This window comes from Chloroflexota bacterium (assembly GCA_020850535.1).
Classification (GTDB): Bacteria; Chloroflexota; UBA6077; order UBA6077; family JACCZL01; genus JADZEM01.
In genome coordinates, this window is the sequence record JADZEM010000108.1 from 1 (window position 1) to 16,894 (window position 16,894).

At 69.5% G+C, this 16,894-nt stretch carries 17 protein-coding genes; 7 read left to right on the forward strand and 10 right to left on the reverse strand.

The features are described 5' to 3' along the window. Positions 1 to 302 precede the first annotated feature (302 nt). The gene (locus IT306_14775; protein MCC7369691.1) at positions 303 to 2,198 is read right to left on the reverse strand and encodes a glycosyltransferase family 39 protein; all 1,896 of its coding nucleotides are present in this window, start codon (positions 2,196 to 2,198) and stop codon (positions 303 to 305) included. Between the two features lie 417 nt (positions 2,199 to 2,615). Here IT306_14775 and IT306_14780 point away from each other — a divergent pair, with 417 nt between their 5' ends. The 3 genes from IT306_14780 (at position 2,616) to IT306_14790 (ending at position 5,489) form a co-directional block, all read left to right on the forward strand. Beyond that, positions 2,616 to 3,512: a LysR family transcriptional regulator gene (locus IT306_14780; protein MCC7369692.1), complete on the forward strand. Its 897-nt coding sequence runs from the start codon at positions 2,616 to 2,618 to the stop codon at positions 3,510 to 3,512. 238 nt (positions 3,513 to 3,750) lie between these two features. Next, positions 3,751 to 4,491, forward strand: a complete 741-nt coding sequence (locus tag IT306_14785; protein ID MCC7369693.1) for an aminotransferase class IV — start codon at positions 3,751 to 3,753, stop codon at positions 4,489 to 4,491. Between the two features lie 89 nt (positions 4,492 to 4,580). Beyond that, positions 4,581 to 5,489 (forward strand): NAD(P)-dependent oxidoreductase, encoded by a 909-nt coding sequence (locus tag IT306_14790; protein MCC7369694.1) that lies wholly within the window; start codon positions 4,581 to 4,583, stop codon positions 5,487 to 5,489. Positions 5,490 to 5,499: 10 nt separating this feature from the next. Here the strand turns inward: IT306_14790 and IT306_14795 are convergent, their stop codons facing one another. Then, on the reverse strand, positions 5,500 to 6,288 hold the full coding sequence (locus IT306_14795) for an SDR family oxidoreductase (GenBank protein ID MCC7369695.1): 789 nt from the start codon (positions 6,286 to 6,288) through the stop codon (positions 5,500 to 5,502). A gap of 140 nt (positions 6,289 to 6,428) precedes the next feature. On the opposite strand from IT306_14795, the gene IT306_14800 reads away from it, so the two are divergent. Next, on the forward strand, positions 6,429 to 7,082 hold the full coding sequence (locus tag IT306_14800) for a histidine phosphatase family protein (GenBank protein ID MCC7369696.1): 654 nt from the start codon (positions 6,429 to 6,431) through the stop codon (positions 7,080 to 7,082). 239 nt (positions 7,083 to 7,321) lie between these two features. Further along, positions 7,322 to 7,603, forward strand: coding sequence for a GIY-YIG nuclease family protein (locus IT306_14805; protein MCC7369697.1), 282 nt, complete (start codon positions 7,322 to 7,324; stop codon positions 7,601 to 7,603). 431 nt (positions 7,604 to 8,034) lie between these two features. Here the strand turns inward: IT306_14805 and IT306_14810 are convergent, their stop codons facing one another. Next, positions 8,035 to 8,427 (reverse strand): hypothetical protein, encoded by a 393-nt coding sequence (locus IT306_14810; GenBank protein ID MCC7369698.1) that lies wholly within the window; start codon positions 8,425 to 8,427, stop codon positions 8,035 to 8,037. A gap of 217 nt (positions 8,428 to 8,644) precedes the next feature. Between IT306_14810 and IT306_14815 the strand changes: the two genes are divergently transcribed. Then, positions 8,645 to 9,265, forward strand: coding sequence for a hypothetical protein (locus IT306_14815; protein ID MCC7369699.1), 621 nt, complete (start codon positions 8,645 to 8,647; stop codon positions 9,263 to 9,265). Here IT306_14815 and IT306_14820 read toward each other — a convergent pair. The 6 genes from IT306_14820 to IT306_14845 all read right to left on the reverse strand — a co-directional run bounded on the left by IT306_14820 (position 9,255) and on the right by IT306_14845 (position 14,914). After that, positions 9,255 to 9,668: a cytidine deaminase gene (locus IT306_14820; protein MCC7369700.1), complete on the reverse strand. Its 414-nt coding sequence runs from the start codon at positions 9,666 to 9,668 to the stop codon at positions 9,255 to 9,257. The two genes, IT306_14815 and IT306_14820, sit on opposite strands and share 11 nt — an antisense overlap. 82 nt (positions 9,669 to 9,750) lie before the next feature. Then, entirely contained in the window at positions 9,751 to 11,481 is a 1,731-nt protein-coding gene (locus IT306_14825) for a sortase (GenBank protein MCC7369701.1), read from the reverse strand. Positions 11,482 to 11,579: 98 nt separating this feature from the next. Further along, complete coding sequence (locus tag IT306_14830) at positions 11,580 to 11,888, reverse strand: hypothetical protein (GenBank protein MCC7369702.1); 309 nt, start codon at positions 11,886 to 11,888, stop codon at positions 11,580 to 11,582. A gap of 159 nt (positions 11,889 to 12,047) precedes the next feature. After that, positions 12,048 to 13,226 carry an AI-2E family transporter gene (locus IT306_14835; GenBank protein MCC7369703.1) on the reverse strand — a complete coding sequence of 393 codons (1,179 nt, stop codon included), beginning with the start codon at positions 13,224 to 13,226 and terminating at the stop codon, positions 12,048 to 12,050. A 47-nt stretch (positions 13,227 to 13,273) separates the two neighbouring features. Continuing rightward, positions 13,274 to 14,113, reverse strand: a complete 840-nt coding sequence (locus tag IT306_14840; GenBank protein MCC7369704.1) for a formylglycine-generating enzyme family protein — start codon at positions 14,111 to 14,113, stop codon at positions 13,274 to 13,276. Between the two features lie 285 nt (positions 14,114 to 14,398). Beyond that, the gene (locus tag IT306_14845; protein ID MCC7369705.1) at positions 14,399 to 14,914 is read right to left on the reverse strand and encodes a GNAT family N-acetyltransferase; all 516 of its coding nucleotides are present in this window, start codon (positions 14,912 to 14,914) and stop codon (positions 14,399 to 14,401) included. Positions 14,915 to 14,979: 65 nt separating this feature from the next. Between IT306_14845 and IT306_14850 the strand changes: the two genes are divergently transcribed. Further along, positions 14,980 to 16,281: an MFS transporter gene (locus IT306_14850; GenBank protein ID MCC7369706.1), complete on the forward strand. Its 1,302-nt coding sequence runs from the start codon at positions 14,980 to 14,982 to the stop codon at positions 16,279 to 16,281. Here the strand turns inward: IT306_14850 and IT306_14855 are convergent. Continuing rightward, a complete protein-coding gene (locus IT306_14855; GenBank protein ID MCC7369707.1) occupies positions 16,239 to 16,865 on the reverse strand; it encodes a Uma2 family endonuclease in 627 nt (208 codons plus the stop codon). The two genes, IT306_14850 and IT306_14855, sit on opposite strands and share 43 nt — an antisense overlap. Positions 16,866 to 16,894: the final 29 nt, after the last annotated feature.

A 16,894-nucleotide genomic window follows, 5' to 3' on the forward strand; every position in this document is an offset into this window, starting at 1 on the left:
ACCGTCATTCAGTCGCTGCGCGACGCCCCGGTCTCACCGGACGATGCTGTTCCCGGCGTCCGTCGCGCAGCGACGCTGTGACGGTAGGCGGGGGTTTCAACCCCCGCCCGCGCGTCTCGTCGTGCTTCGGGAAGACCAGCGGATACGCAATCGCCCTGGACACGCAGGCCAGGGCAATCGCATGGCGAGCGCGTCGTGCGGCGTCGTCGGGGCTTTCAACGCCCGACTGCGCGTCTCGCCCGTTCTGGGAACAGCAACGACCATGCAATCGTCCTGGGCACCGGGCGCGGGCCACTGCCGCGTCAGGGGCAGCGGCGTTCGAGGATCAGATACGGCGTGTAGTTCTCCACCTGGGCGTAGCAGTTCCAGATGTAGTCATGCAGGACACGGTTGGTCAGCTCGGCCTTGAAGTAGGTGACGCCGCCGTGGTCCCAGAGGATGTAGCGCGGCTTCTTCTGGTCGAGGTCGCGGATGACTTCCTGGAGGTCGTCGGGTGTGAGCGCACCGGCGATAAAGTGGTTGTGGCGCGTCGGATTGGGCCGGTCAGCCAGGAAGTGGAACATCGGGCTGACCGGGTAGGCGAAGAACGGCAGCCCGGGCGGCGTGCCGTCCTGGACAAACCTGACAGCGCCGCGCACGCTGTCCGCGATGTTCTCCGGCAGCCGCACCTGGGCGCGCTCGAGTCCCAGATCGACGTACGGCGGCGGTGTCGGCGCGCGCGGGTTCGCATGCACGATGGTCACATACCGCCAGTAGGCATGCGGGGCGACGGCGGCCACCGGCAGCACCAGCAGGGCCAGGTAGACCGCCACCTGGCCGAAACGATGCGCCCGGCCAGCCAGCAGACGGTGGGCCGCGCCGAGCGCGGCGGCCCCGGTGACCAGCAGCGGCGGCCCAGCGAAGAGCGCGTGAATCGTGTCGACGCGCGGATAGAGCGAGAGCGCTGCCAGCGACCCGGCCAGCAGATACCAGATCAGCGGCCCCGCTGGCCGGCCGCGCAGCAGGTTTGCCAGGACGACGGCCAGCCCACCCCAGGCCGCGAGGCCCGGCAGGTAGGTGAACAGCACGCCAAGCTGCTCGTCGAGATAGCCGAGCCACGGGTAGAACGATGGGTCTTCGACCAGCGTCTCGGCGGGTGGGCCGCCGAGCGGGACCAGCGGCAGCATCAGCGTTGTCAGCAGCGGCAGCCCGATCACCGCGGGCAGCAGGCGGCGGGTCGCCAGCGCCCGGCCGCGCAGCACGAACGCCAGTCCCACCGGCAGCCAGACGGCTGTCAGTGCGACGGGTGGCACGCCCGGCGAGGGCGGATCGAGCGGCAGGATCAGCGCACCCTGGTTGACCTGACCCACGAACAGCCCCCAGGGGACGCCGTGCAGCCCGAGCGCCAGCGTCAGCGGGACCAGCCACGCGATCGTGACCGCGAAGAACGGGATGCCGGCCAGCAGGCCATCGCCGATGAGTGGCCGCAGACCGCCCATCCACCCCTGGACGCGGACGCCGTGCAGGCTGCTCCAGCCGGCCAGCGCCACCGTCCCGAGCAGCGGCAGCCAGAGCGCCGCTGCCAGAAAGCCGCTCAGGCCAGGGCGAATCAGCACCGTGGCGGCCGCGGCCAGCAGCAGCAGATAGCCGACTCTCACGGCCGCCAGCAGCCAGCCCGTCCGCGGACGCGGCCTCAGCAACAGGTACGCGCCGATGGCCAGCACCACGAACGCCCCGATGTTCTGCTTGAACGCCATCGCGAGGCCGCCGAGGACGCCGGCCAGGATCAGCCAGCGTCGGCCACCCCGTTCCTGGTGACGGGCGCACACTTCGATCGTGAGGAACGTGGCCAGCATCGACGGCCAGGACGGGTGTGGCTCTGGGAACATCGGCGCGGCGTCTACGGCTGCGATGGCGAGCAGCGGGAGGATGGCGAACGGCCACGACGTGACGCGCCGGGCCAGCAGGTACAGCGACACGCCCCAGAGGATCCGCATGCCCGACATCAGGACCCGGATCGGCTCGACGCTCACGCCGGCCAGGTCAAACGTCCAGGCGAAGAGGTAGAAGATGCCGGGCGTGTAGTACGTGTCGAAGTCGCGGTAGGGCAGATCGCCCGCGTAGATGCGGTAGCCGAGGTAGACGAAGTACCCCTCGTCGATCAGGTCGAGCCAGTAGTGGCCGGCCCAGACATAGATGGCGAGCGCCGCCAGCGACACGATGAGGATCGCGCCCCACTCCAGCCGGCCGATCCGGGCCGGCTGCCAGATCGCCGATGTGAGTGGCTTGCCGGGCTCGCTGCTGGACGTGAGTTGATCGAACGAGGTGGCGGCTGGCTGCCGCTGCCTCGTGTCGGGGGCGCCGGTCGCGGTCAGAAAGCCTCCGAGGAGCGCGCGGGGTCGCGGGGAGGGTTCCGGGCCGCGCGTGAGGAGCGAGAAAACCTGGAGCGATGGAGCCCAACCGTTCGGCGGCTCGGGCGGAGTATACCGAACGCCCGCGTCTACACTCAGCGGCCGATGCTTCCAGACGATCTCAGGCGCGCGCGCGGCTGGCCGCTGTCCACTGGCCTGCTGAATCGGTCATGCCCTCTGCGCTACGATCTAGGACGGTACCGCAGGGGGGACAGTGGGGTGGACTTGCGCCAGTTGACGTGCTTCGAGCGCGTCGCCGAGCTCGGAAGCATGTCGCGTGCGGCGGAGGCGCTGCACCTCGTCCAGCCAGCCATCAGCCAGCAGATCGCCACGCTGGAGCGCGAGGTCGGGCTGCGCCTCTTTCACCGAGGGCCGCGCGGCGTCCGCCTCACCGAGGCCGGCGAGGCGCTCCTGCCGTACGCCCGGCGCGTCCTGACCGAGGTCGAGCGGGCCGGGCAGGTGCTCGGCGGCCTCCGCGAGCTGCGGGGTGGGCGGGTCTCGATTGGGATCACGCCGTCGGCGGTGATCTGGCTGCTGCCGGACCTCCTGGAACGTTACCGGACGCAGCATCCGCTGGTGCAGGTCCAGGTGCAGGAGGACATGACCGATCAGCTGGTCGAGTACCTGAGCGATGGCCGCCTCGATCTGGCTGTCGTCTCGCTGCCGGTGGACGACGACGGCCTGATCGTCCGGCCGATCCTCGAAGAGCGGCTGGCGCTGATCGTCGGGCCGGACCATCGGCTGGCGGGCACGGAGTCCGTCGACCTGGCGGATCTTGCGGACGAGCCGTGGATCTTGCCGTATCGCCGGCATGGCGTCCGTGCGCTGGTCGAGGCGGCCTGTGCTGAGGCGGGCTTCCAGTTGCGGGTGGCCGTCGAGCTGTCCGGCCTGGGACCGATCAAGCTGCTGGTCCAGCGCGGTCTGGGGATGTCGGTGCTGCCGCCGGCCGTGGTCGCGAACGAGGTCCGTCTTGGGCAGCTCCACGCGGTCACCATCGACCGTCCGGCCCTGCTGCGGACGGTCGGGCTGGCCCGTCGGCGCAACGAGCACCCGACCCCGGCCGCCGGCGCGATGGAATCGACCATCGGGCAGGTGGCGTCGAACGTCCGTGGCTGGGACTGATCGTCTGCTGGGCGTCCGTCCGCTGGCCGCCAGTATCGTCATGCTCGGGTTTGCTACGCTTCCCGCAGCGTGACCGATCCGCCACTCTCCTGCTGTGAGGTTTGCCGTGGGACTGGTCTATCTGAACGGCGAGATCATCGACGAGGCCGACGCCAGCATCTCCGTCAACGACCGTGGATTCGTGTTCGCCGACGGCATCTACGACGTGATCCGCGTCTTCGGCGGCAAGGCGTTCGAGATGGAGCGGCACCTCGCACGGTTGGAGCGCAGCGCGGCGTCGATCCGCCTGGAGCTCGACCCGTCCGCTGAGGAGATCGGGCGGATCGCAGAGGACTTGCTGATCCGCGAGGCTGCCGACGAGGCGACCATCTACATTCAGGTCACGCGCGGCGCGGCCCCGCGCAGCCACGCCATCCCGAAGGGCGCGTCGAACACGACGTTCGTGGCGATCCGTGGGCCGCTGGCGCCACCTCCCGACCTCCTCAAGAATGGCGCGGCGGCGATCACCGTGCCGGACGACCGCTGGGCGCGCTGCGACGTGAAGGTGATCGGGCTGACGGCGAACGTGCTGGCGCGCAGCGCGGCGGTCGACGCTGGCGCCTTCGAGGCGATCTTCGTGCGCGACGGCTACGTGACCGATGCCGCGTCGTGCAACGTCTTCGCGGTCTTCGGGGACCGCCTCATGACGGCCCCCTGCACGAACTACATCCTGTGGGGCATCACCCGCGCCGTGACCCTGGAGCTGGCCCGTGAGAACGGCATCGACACGCAGGAGGCGGCGTTCCGGGCCGAGCAGCTGGCCCAGGCTGACGAGATCTTCGTGACGGGAACCACCTCCGGCATCATGCCGATTGTGACCCTTAACGGCGCACAGGTCGGCGCTGGGCGCGTCGGCCCGATCACGCGGCGCTTGATGGAGCTGTACGAGGTGCGGACGGGCGGCGCGAACGCCCTGGCCCAGGCGGCCTGGGCGCACTGAACCTGCCGCGGCGCAGCCGCAAGAGGACATGACGCCAGCCATCCCCACCCTGGGGACATGCGGCGTCTCGGGAAAGGGAAGGACACACGATGGCGACTGGCGACACGCCGACAATCGGCTTCATCGGGCTGGGGCAGATGGGCGCGCCGATGGTGCGGAACCTCATCAAGGCCGGGCATCGGCCCATCGTCCACAATCGCAGCCGCGCCATCGTCGACGCGATAGCCGCCGAGGGCGCGGACACGGCCGCCTCGGCGCGCGAGGTCGCGGAGCGGGTGGACATCCTGTTCACCTGCGTCGGCTTCCCGGCCGACGTCGAGCGGGTGTACCTCGGCGAGGGGGGAGCCATCGAAGGGGCGCGGGCCGGCCAGGTCTTCTGTGACACCAGCACCGTTGGTCCGGACACCCACTACCTCGTCGCCGCGAGGCTGGCTGCGAAAGGTGTGGGCTACCTGGACGCGCCGATCAGCGGTGGCGTCGGCGGCGCGTCGGCCGGAACCCTGACGATCATGGTCGGCGGGGCCGCCGAGGACTTCGAGCGGGTCCGCCCGCTGCTCGAGATCATGGGCCAGAACATCCACCATGTCGGGCCGACGGGGGCCGGTGCGACGATCAAGCTGGTCAACCAGATGATGAACTTCATCTGCACGCTCGGCTCGATTGAGGGGCTGGTGCTGGCGACCAAGGCCGGCATCGACCCGAAGCTGGCCTACGAGATCCTGCGGACCAGCAGTGGCGCGAACAAGCCGCTCGACGGGCTGGTGCAGAGCGCGCTGTCCCGCAACTTCGAGCCGGGGTTCACCACGGATCTGATGCACAAGGACGTCTCGCTGGCGGTCGAGCTGGGGAAGGCGCTGGGCGTGCGGCTGCTCTCGGGCTCGCTGGCGGAGCAGGTGCTCCAGGAGACGCGGGGCGCGGGCTACGGCAAGAAGGCCCCAGGTTCGGCGCTGCTGGTGCAGGAGAAGCTGGCGGGCGTCGAGGTCGTCTCCCAGTCGTAGCTGGCGTCGCTCAGAGCGTGTAGCCGCCGTCCGTCACGATTGCCGCGCCGGTGATCGTGGCGGATGCGTCGGAGAGCAGGAACGCGATCTGCCCGGCGATCTCGTCGGCGGTGGCGTAGCGCCCGAGCGGCGTCGCCATGCCGGCCATGCGGTCGAAGGCCGCCTGCTCGTCGCCCTCCTGCTGCACGAGATCCTGAAAGAACGGGACGTCGCGCCAGATGGGCGTCTGCACGCCGCCAGGCAGGATCGCGTTGACGCGGATCCGGTCCGGGGCGGCCTCCTTCGCGGCGACGCGTGCCAACTGCAGGACCGCCGCTTTGGACGCGCCGTAGGCGGCGACTCCCGGCTCGGCCTTGATCGCGGAGGCCGACGACACCACGACGATCGCGCCGCCGTTGCCGCCCTCCCGCATCAGCCGCAGGCACGAGCGGAGCGTCAGGAACGCCCCATCCAGGTTGATGGACAGCACCCGACGCCACGCCGCGAAGCTGTGGTCTGCCAACGCTTCGCCGTGCGCCACGCCGGCGTTCGCGACGGCATAGTCGAGCCGTCCAAAAGTGGAGCGGACGCGGGCTTCAGCGTCGGCCCAGGCGGCTTCATCGGCGACATCCAGGGGCATGGCGAGGATGCGAAGCTCGGGGCGAGACAGGCGCTCGACCACTGCCGCGAGGGCATCGGCGTCGCGGTCCAGCAAGGCCAACCCGGCAAGCCCGTCTGATGCCAGTCTCGTCGCGAGCGCCGCCCCGATGCCCGAGGCTGCTCCGGTGATGAGAGCAATCTTGTCGGCAGTTCTCGCCACGGCTATGTCCTTGTCCGCGATCTCATGAGTTCTGGGGGCGTGTGATCCGCACGCCGCATGCCAATCTGCGATACCGTAAGAGGAAGGGGCGCACGCGCGGCGTGTGCTGGCCCAGGCTATGTGAGGAGCAGTCGTCCCAGATGCCGATCCCGATGACCAGCAACACACTGTATCTCGTGCGCCATGGCGAGAACCCGGCCAACGTCAACCGCGAGTTCTCGTACAAGATCGTGGACTATTCGCTCAACGAGCGCGGCGTCCGGCAGGCCCAGGAGACGGCTGCCTACTTCGCGAACGGATCGGTGCGCGTGGACGCGATCTTCAGCTCGCCGCTGAAGCGAGCGCTGGAGACGGCCCAGATCATCGGGGCGCAGACGGGCCACGGCGTCTCCATCATCGAAGAGTTCCGTGAGATCAACTGCGGCGAGTTCGACGGCGCTCCGCCGACGTCTGAGCGCTGGCGTCACCACGACGAGATCCTGGAAGCGTGGCGCACCGGCGACCATCAGGTCAGCTTCCCGGGCGGCGAGAACTACCTCACGCTGTTGGATCGGGTGCGCGTCGGGCTGGAAAGGGCCGTGGTGGGCCGCAATGGTCAGCACATCGTGATCGTGGCGCACGGCGGCATCGTGACGGCGTCGCTGAAGGACGTCTGCCGCGAGCTTGACCCGGGCGTGATCCAGTCAGCACCGAATCGTAACTGCGCCATCACCGAGCTCGACCTGCACACGCGCGGCGAGGAAAGCTGGGGCCACCTGAAGCGCTGGGCCTCCTGCGAGCACCTGTCCGAGTAGGCAGGTTGGTCGTGGGCCGTGGGCCGTGGGCCGTGGGCCGTGGGCCGTGGGCCGTGGGCCGTGGGCCGTGGGCCGTGGGCCGTGGGCCGTGGGCCGTGGGCCGTGGGCCGTGGGCCGTGGAACTCTTGGTGAAAGTACGCGACTCGGAATTGTCATCCTGAGCGCAGCGAAGGATCTCACCCGCTGTCGCCGCTGTGACTGATTGGACCGACCGAGTGCGCCGCTACTTCGTGTACATCATGAGCAGCCACACGCGGGTACTGTACATTGGCATAACCAACGACCTCGAACGGCGAGTTCACGAACACAGGACCGGCAGCGTGCCGGGGTTCAGCAGCAAGTACCGCACGCGTGCGCTGGTCTATTTCGAGGAAACCGGCGACGTTCGTGAGGCTCTTCAGCGAGAGCGCAGCATGAAGGGCTGGTCGCGCGCCAGAAAGGTTCACCTCATTGAAAGCACGAACCCGGAATGGTGCGACCTGAGCGAAGCGTGGAGGGATGGCAGCGCAGACAGCGGGTGAGATCCTTCGCTGCGCTCAGGATGACAATTACAAGGCGCATGTTTTCACGAAGTACGCTGCCACCTGCCACCTGCCACCTGCCACCTGCCACCTGCCACCTGCCACCTGCCACCTGCCACCTGCCACCTGCCACCTGCCACCTGCCACCTGCCACCTGCCACTGAGAACTGACAACTGACAACTGACAACTGACCCCAGGGCGATTGCATGTTCATTGGTGTACCCGAAGCATCATGGAACGGGCGGTCGGGGACTGAAGTCCCCGCCTACAGTCACACCGTCGCTGCGCGACGGACACCGGGCACGGACAGGGACTGGTGAGACTGGAGCGTCGCGCAGCGACTGCAGGATCGTAGGCGGGGCTTTCAAGCCCCGACGGCCCTGCACGATGCGCTCAACATGCGATCGCCCTGACAACTGACCCCTGCCACCTACGCCCGCATCAGCAGATCGCTGTAGGAGGCCGGCTCAAGGTCGCTCTCGGCGATCTCCAACTGCTGCATCAATTGGCGGCACTGCGCTTCCAACAGGGCTGGCCCGAGCGAGCCGTCCAGGTCAATCGCCTCGATCTCGACGAACGACCCCAGCCCCTTGACCGTGTCGATGTGGACTTTCACGTTCTCGCGGTTGCGTGCCCGTGCGGCGGCCGTTGAATCGTCGGGCACGCTGACGTCGCTGACCTCGACAAAGTAGATCTCGCGCCGCTTCTCCACGACCACCAGCGTGCCGAGCGCTGCTGTCAGCAGCGTCTTGAGGTCTGACCCCGGGCGGGTGCCGTAGAGGATCACGTCGGAGCGCTTCGGTCCCTCCTGGTCTGGCCGCACCGCGCTTTGATCTCAACGTTGACGTGGGGCACGCACGCGCCTCCAGGCTTGCTGTCGGCGGGCTGGGTGTGCGTCCGCCGTGGTCGAGATGCTACACGGCCCAGGGGGGCGGGGCCGATACGGCTCCCGCCTGATGCCCGCGTCCGGAAACCGTTGTCGGTGAGCACGCTTACACGGTAGACCTCTTCGGCGGGCGGCCGTCTGGCGAGGAGCGGTGATGGCGACAGAGCGGCGGCGGGACGTCAAGCGCAACTCGGCGTTCTTCCTGGGCGCGTTCGGGACGGCGCTCGGGGTGCTCGGCGGGGCGATGTCGCTGCTCGGCATCCTGGCGTGGCTGATCCCTGACTTCGCCGACAGGGCGCCTGACTGGTTCTTCGCCCTGTTCGTGATCGGGCTGATGGCCGCCATTGTCGGGGCGTGGCCGGCGCTCGACTGGTTGCTGAACCGTCGTCCGCTGGTCGGCGGTCCAGTGCTGGCGCTGTTTGGCGTGCTGCTGATTGCCGAGGGCCTGGTGGCGGTCACCTGTACGGCCTGGGATCTGACCGGCTGGCTCGCCCTGGCGGGTGGCGTGATCCTGCTGCCGGCCGCACACCTCGCCGTCGCTGGCGGCGGTACCGAGCCGCTGGAGTGGCGCTCCTTGCGCTCCGACGCCGTGCCGCGGGCAGAATCGCGAGCGGATGGACTGGTCGAGGCGCTCAGCGGCCTGGGCGCGGTGGTGTCGCTGGTGATGACGGTGCTGTTCGCCATCGTGGACGGCCACCTGCTGACACTGCTCGGGCTGGGCGCGGTGTCGCTTGGCGTCCTGGCGTGGCTCGCCTGGAGACGCTTCAGAGGGTGAACGCGCGTGGCAGCAGGTCGGAGACGCGGAACGTGCCGGCCCCGTCCACGATGACCTCGGCGTCCGTCCCCATCAGCTCGGCCATCACCTGCCGGCACGCCCCGCACGGCATCCGTCCGTCCGGGCCGAGATCCGGGCTGGCGTCCACGCAGCTCACGGCCAGCCGCTCCACGCGCGGGTAGCCCGCCGCCACGGCGGTGAACAGCGCCACGCGCTCGGCGCAGACGGTCAGGCCGTAGGAGGCGTTCTCGACGTTGCAGCCCTGGAACGTCTGGCTGCCCACCGTCACCGCTGCCCCGACCCGGAACTTCGAGTAGGGGACGTAGGCGCGCTCGGCGGCCGCGCGAGCCTGCGCCAGCAGCCGATCGGCGTGCGGCGCGCTGTGAGCGGCGGGTTCCGTCATCGGTGGCCTCCTACACAAGCGCCATCTACACAAGGGCCATGCTGAACGGTGCGTGCCCTGGAGATTCTACTTTTGGTCTGCTTTACCGACGCACGACCGTGATCCGTGCGCCCTGCTCGAAGGCGTCTGGCAGGATCGAGAGCGGCTCGCCCGGCCGCTGGCGGGCCTGCCGCTGCAGGCGGGCGTTCGTTGCCGGGTCCACCTGCGCCGCCACGATGGTGTGCCGAATGCCGGGCGCGCCGCCAAGCTCCAGACTGGCGGACCACTCGCCGTCAGCGTCAGGCAGCAGCGGTTCAGCGTACAGATACCAGCGGCTCCCCTCAACGTCCGCGCGCACGGCCAGCCAGACCGGCTGGCTGGCATCGGCGGCGTCGGTCAGGCGGCCAGCGACAGTGACGCGCTCCCCCACGTGTGCGCCGTCGTCCGGCGCGAGCAGCTCGATGGTCGATTCTGGCTCGGGCGCGTCCTCTGGTGTGGCGGTGACCACGGCTTCCTTGGGCGAGGGGCCGAGGTTGGCCGGCGGAAGCAAGGTCAGCGGCGGCGCCAGTCCGAGCTGCCGCGTCAACGGTCCGGGCCTCTCGCCTTTGAGGCTCGCTTCGGCAAGCTCCGCTGGCTCGGCCACGACCCACAGGCGGTGGGAGTAGTCGTGCTCGACGGGGTTCCACTCGCCGGCGCAGGTCAGGAGGGTCAGGCGCGGCTCGTCCGTTGGCTGGATCGGGATACTGTCGTCGCCGGGCAGCAGCATCGTCTCGCTGACCACGTAGCGGTACTCCAGCCCGCGCGAGACGGCGATCACCTCGTCGCCCGGCTCCAGCTCGTCGAGCCGGGCGAAGACGTCGCCGGCCAGCCCGTTCAGGTGTCCGAGCAGCACCGTGTTCCCCTCGCCCAGGTTGGCCGTGCCCTTGAGCTGCCCGACCACGAATGCTGGCGGCTCCCAGGTCGTCTGCACCACCGCCGCGCGCAGCTTGAGGCGCGGGATCTCAACCGTTCGGGCTGGCCCCGGGTTGGGGCGCGGCGCGACGGTCTCGGGCTGAGTACGGTCGATCTCCGCGCCGTCCGACTGGCTCAGAACCAGCTCGGGCGCGTCCACCAGATCGTCGGTGGTGACGAGGTGCAGCTCAAACGCCCCCTCGGATTCAGGGTCCAGGCCCGGGAACTCGAAGATCCGCCGGTTGCCCGGCTCGACGCGGTCATCCAGCACGGGCGGCTCGGCGGCCAGGACGCGCCAGCCGCTCAGCCAGCGGGTCGAGAGGGTCAGCCGAAGCGGCCCCGTCGGCAGCGTGGACGCGTTGCGGATAGCGACCGTGAGCTGAGCCTGTGCACCCGGCTCCGGCGGATCGAGAAACCGGAACTCGCTCTCGGCCAGCGCGATGGCGTCCGTCGGGGCGCGCGGCTCCGGGGTAGCCGTGGGCGCCGGGACGTCACGTTCGGCGTCTGGCGGCGAGGCATCCTGCGCGCGGTCGTCGTCACCCGCGGGCGCGGTAGCTGCCAGGTGGCCGCCCCGGCGCTCCCCGGCATCGGCAGCCCGCAGCGCGAGGGCCGGTGTCGCCTGAAGCGGCGTCGGCGTGGCCGGTCGGGGAGTCGCTGGACGCGGTGTTGAGGTCGGGCGGAGGGTTGGCGTCGGGGCTGCGTCGTCCAGGAAGCGCGGGGTCGGCGCGGCCAGGGCGCGCGCAGCTTGCTCGCCTTCGACGCTCGACTCCCAGGTGCGGGCCGTGTACCAGCCGGCCGCCACCGCGCCGCCGCCGATCAGCATGACCAGCAGCCCGCCAACGAGCAGCGCGGCGGCCATTCCCACCCGCAGACGCCGAGTCATGGGATCACCGTGGCCCGCCGCTCCCACTCTTGCGGGAGCAGCGGCGTGCGTTCAGAGCAGTCCTCACGCCGTCCGGCGGCCCAACGAGGGGGCCGGTGTCAGCGCTTGCCTCGGCGCAGCAACAGCGCGCCGGCGCCCACGGCCGCCGCGCCACCGGCGACCATCGGCCAGGCCAGCTCAAGCGGGAAGCCACCGGCGCGCGGGGCAGGCGTCGTCGCGGCCGGGCTGGCAACGGGCGACGCCGCGGCCGGCGCTGCCGCTGGCGCGGTGAGCGGGGCGGCCGGCGAGGGGCTGGGAGACGGCACGGCCTGCGCGAACGCGCCCGGCGCCGGCTCGGTCAGCGCGGCCACGGAGATCGTCAGGGCTGCCCCAATCGTCAGGACGGTCGCTCGCACGGTTCGCTTCACGCATCCACCTCACTCAGTCACCGACGCCGCACGGGACGCGGCAGGCGGCGCATCGACGGCCAGGCAGATGATACCGTCTGCCGCCGCTGCGCGCACGAGGGTGGATCGGGCGCTGGGAACGCTCATGCTGGCATGCTGAAAGCCGGCCCGTGAATACCGCTACGCCCCGCCCTCGGATGAGTCATGCGCCGTCTGCTGCTCCTGCACTTGATGACCGATGCCGCCCTTCGGGAGCAGATCGTCCGACAGGTAATCTTCGGCGTCAACGGTTGGGACAAGCCGCTCCGTGCGGATCTCGTCCACGATCACCGAGATCGCCGCCGCCACCGGCACCGAGAGCACCGCACCGAGGACGCCCATCAGCTCGCCGCCGATCATCAGCGCGAGCAGGACCGCCAGCGGGTGCAGCTCCACGGCCTTCGACATCACACGCGGCACGATGACGTAGTTCTCAAGCTGCTGGATCAGCAGGTAGAGGCCCGCGACCAGCAACGCCTGCCACGGCGAGTAGAGTGCCGCGATCAACACGGCTGGCACGGCAGCGACGAACGGGCCGACGTTCGGGACGGCCTCCATGACGCCGGCCACCAGCGCCAGCACCACGGCATACGGGACGCCGATGATCACCAGGCCGACCCAGCTCATGAACCCGATGATCACGCACAGCAGAATCTGGCCGCTGACCCAGCCGCCGAGCCGCACGAAGATGCGCTCCGTGATGCGCGATGCCTGATCGTGGCGGTCCGGTGGCAGGAACGCTCGGAGGTAGCGGGCGATGCGCGGGCCGTCCGTGGTGATGTAGAGCGCCAGCAGTAGGATCATCAGCACGTCGAGCAGGCCGCTCACGAGGCTGAGCGCGTACTGGAAGACGATCAGCGCCTGCGAGAAGACGCTGAAGACACGGGTGACGAGGCTGCTGAGCTGCGCGCCGATATCGAAGTCGGCGACGATTTGCCGACCGCCGGGCAGGTAGTCGAGCAAGTCGTTGACGTAATTGACCAGGCGGGGCGCGTAGACCGGCACGCCGTTGATCAGGTTCTGGACTTCGACGATGACCACCTGGAGGATCAGGCCGCCGGCCACGCTGACCAGGATGATGGTCGTCAGGTAGACCACCAGCACGACGAGGCCGCGCGGGGGCGTCCACCAGCCCTGCTTCCGCAGCTCGCGGTGCGTCAGGCGGTCCACGAGCGGCTTCATGCCCGCCGCCAGGATGACGGCCAGCAGCACCCGCACAACCACGGAGGTCAGCTGGCCGAGCAACCACAGCCCGATCAGGACGGCGATGGTAAACAGGATGGCGCGGCTGACCACGCGCCAGGCGGCCGACTCAGTCACCGTTCCTCCCGGCCAGCCCCGAGCGCCGGCCCGCTGACCCGGCGCGGCTAGGCGTCCCGACCGCAGCGGAATCCCAGGTTCCCTGTGGCACTGTCGGGCGTGTTCGCGCTGCGGGCCGCCACCCGATACCGGTTGCAGTAGGAGCGGTGGCACAGGAACGATCCCCCGCGCATGACCCGGCTGGCGCCAGACTTCGGGCCGCGCGGGTTGCGGCGCGGTCCGGTGATGTGGAAAGTCGGGTGGAACCAGTCAGTGCACCACTCCCAGACGTTGCCGGTCATGTTGAACAGACCGTAGCCGTTCGCCGGGAACGCGTCGACCGGCGCCGTCCCGACGTACCCATCTTCGGCCGTGTTCTTCGCAGGGAATGTGCCCTGCCAGACGTTCATCCAGTGCTCGCCGTTCGGTTGCAGGTCGTTGCCCCAGGGAAAGCGCTGCTGCTCCAGGCCGCCACGGGCTGCGAACTCCCATTCGGCCTCAGTCAGCAAGCGCTTCTTCGCCCAGGCGGCGTAGGCGCGGGCGTCGTTCCAGGACACCTGGATGACGGGGTGATCGTCGCGGCCGGCCAGTGACGATTGCGGTCCCTCCGGGCGCCGCCAGTCTGCGCCGTAGACCTGCCGCCACCACGGAGCCTGCGCGACACCCCGCGTCGGCGGGAACTCGTCTGGCAGCAGCCCGGCGAACACGAACGACCAGCCGTATCGCTCGGCCTCGGTGACGTAGCCCGTCGCCTCGACGAACCGGCTGAACTGGCTGTTCGAGACGGTGGTGCGGTCGATCCAGAATGGGCTGACCCGGATCTTGCGGACCGGCCCCTCGCCATCGGCCGGGTACCCCTCGTGATCGTCCGTGCCCATCAGGAACGGGCCGCCGTCGAGCAAGACCATATTGTTGTCGTCGTCGTCAGGCGCGAGGGCGTCGCCGGGAGTGGCGAGCGGTGCGACGACATCAGCCGCCGATACAGCTCCTGGCGGTTCGGCCTCGACGTTGGTGGTTGCGGGTGGCCCGTCCACGGATGGCTGCCGCGCCGCCGCGCAGCATGGCGATACCGATGCGTCCTCTGGTCCGAGATCCGATGCTGCCACGCCGCCCCCTTCGTTCCGCCCCTTTCGTACCGTCCCGTATTGTAGACCCGACTGGCAACGAGAGTAAGGGTGAGGGGCCGGCGGCGCTCAGGTCTCGCGACGCATCTCGTTCGTCTGGCGGAACCCGTACAGCTCGTAGAGCGGCCGGCCGTCGTTCGAGGCATGCAGGGTGAACCGGGTGACGCCGTTCTCCGCGCCCCAGGCCAGGATCGCGTCGACAACCCGCCGCCCGAGGCCACGCCGCCGGTGGGCCGGCTCCGTCCACATGCTGACGATCAGCCCCTCTGGCTCGCCGCGAACGAAGCCGGGGCGCGGCATCAGGGTCCGTAGCTGCAGCCCGCCGCCCGCCACGATCGCCTCGTCTTGCTCCACGACCCAGGCGTAGAACGTGCCGGCCGGCATCGCGCGATCGACGTAGGCACGGATCGACGCTTCGAGCGCGTCGCCTTCGGCGTCGGGCATGCGGCTGATCTCGTCAAACATCAGCCGCCGCTGCCGCGCGAGGGTCGGCGCATCGGGCAGGATGGCGGCGCGCAGGGTGTAAGGATGAGGCGTCGTGGTGTCAGACATGGTGAGCGGGATGGTAGCCGGCTCGGCTCCCATCGCACGATGCTGCCGGACCGAGCAGCGCAGTTGCCGCGCCGGGCTGGCCCGGCTACAGTGACGCCATGACCTCGGCGACGCTCCCGCCGACCAGCGCCACGGCGGCGCGCCCCCGCCTGATGACCACGCTGCTGGCGGCGCAGGTCTGTGGCAGCACCGGCCATTCGCTGACGCTGGCCGTGGGCAGTATCGTGGCGGCCGACCTGACCGGCAGTAACACGCTGTCCGGCATTCCGGTCGCCGTCGGGGCGCTCGGCGGGGCACTGGCCAGCGTGCCGCTCTCCTGGCTGATGGCCCGCCACGGGCGACGGCCCGGCCTGGCGCTGGGGTATGTCCTGGGGGTGGTCGGGAGCGTCCTCAGCATGGCGGCCGTCGCCGAGCGGAGCTTCGGACTCTTTCTGGTCGGCATGTTCCTGTTCGGATTTGGGCAGGCCTCCAGCCTGCTGGGGCGCTTTGCAGCGGCAGACGTGAGTACGACGGATCAGCGTGGACGGGCCATCGGGCTGATCGTCGGCGGGGCGACGGCCGGCTCGATCATCGGGCCGAACCTGCTGACGCCAGCAACGGCCGTCGCCGAACGACTCGGTCTGCCGGTCGTCGGCGGGCCGTTCCTGATCGGTATCGTCGGGTTTGGGCTTGGGGCGCTGCTGCTGCAGACGTTCTTGCGGCCAGATCCGTTGACGGTCGCCCGCGAGCTGCATCTGGCAGACGCGGGTACGCGGGCGGCTGCCGCTGCCAGCCGCGCGGCCCGACCGCTCGGTCGGATCCTGCGCGTACCCCGCATCCGGATCGCGTTTGGCGCGCTGATGACCAGCCAGCTGGTGATGATCGGGACCACCTCGACGGCGGCGGTCTACCTCAAGGATCACGGGCACGACGTGGGGATGATCGGTATCGCCGTGTCGCTGCACCTGGCGGGCATGTACATGGCCTCGCCATTCACGGGCTGGCTCTGCGACCGCGTCGGCCGCCTGACGATGATCCTGTCGGGCGGGATGCTGCTGATCGTGGCGACGGTCGTGGCCGGGCTGGCGCCAGGGAGCAACGGGCTGCTGGTGGCCCTGATGTTCTGCCTGAACGGCGTCGGGTGGAACTTCGCGTTCGTGGCGGGCAGCGCGCTGCTGACCGATGCGCTGGCGCCCCAGGAGCGCACGTCGATGCAGGGGTTCGCGGACCTGATGACGGGCCTGATGGGGGCGTTGGGCAGCACGCTTGGCGGCATCATGCTGCAAAGCTGGGGGTTCGCGGCGCTCAACGGCGCGGGCGCGATCCTGATTCTGGGACCGCTGGCGGCGGTGTGGCTCGGACGGGCGGCCCTTGCGCCTCAGCCGTCCGAGCGGCCGGAAGCGGCGGCGTCGTCGGCCTGAGCCTCACTCGCCGTCGTCTGGGCATCCCCGGCGATCTCAGGCGGTTCGTCCAGCCAGTCCCAGTTGACGGCCTGGAACAGCTGCTCGACCGTGAGTTGGAGTCCGGGCAGTACGTCATCAAGGTTGATGCGGCGGTCACCCCTGAGCACGGCAAGGGTCTCGCCCTGACGCACGACTAACACGGTCTCGTCAGGCGGACTCACGACGACGGCCACAAGAGTCCCTCGTGCAAGATAGTCCAGGCTCTTTTGCAGAAGATCGTTGACGGTCTGGCCAGGTGAGAGGATCTCAATGGCGAGGTCGGGGGCCGCCGTGAAGTCCCTGGGGGCGCGGCGGACGGTCAGGCTCTCGCGGCGATAGAACGCGACATCAGGCACCGGTGACCAGTTGTCGTGGGCGAACCGCGTCTCAGCGAAGACGATTCCGAGCCGGCGTGGACGTGCAAACTGGTCGATGGTACGTAGCAGGAATGACTGAATCGAACCATGTACGGGCTTCGCTGCCATCTTCTGGGTAACCACCCCGTCCTGGAACTCAAGGGCCGGCTTCTCTTCGGGGAGGGCCAGGAACTCCTGCAGGGACATGTGCTGGCCGACCCACTGCGAGCGGAAAC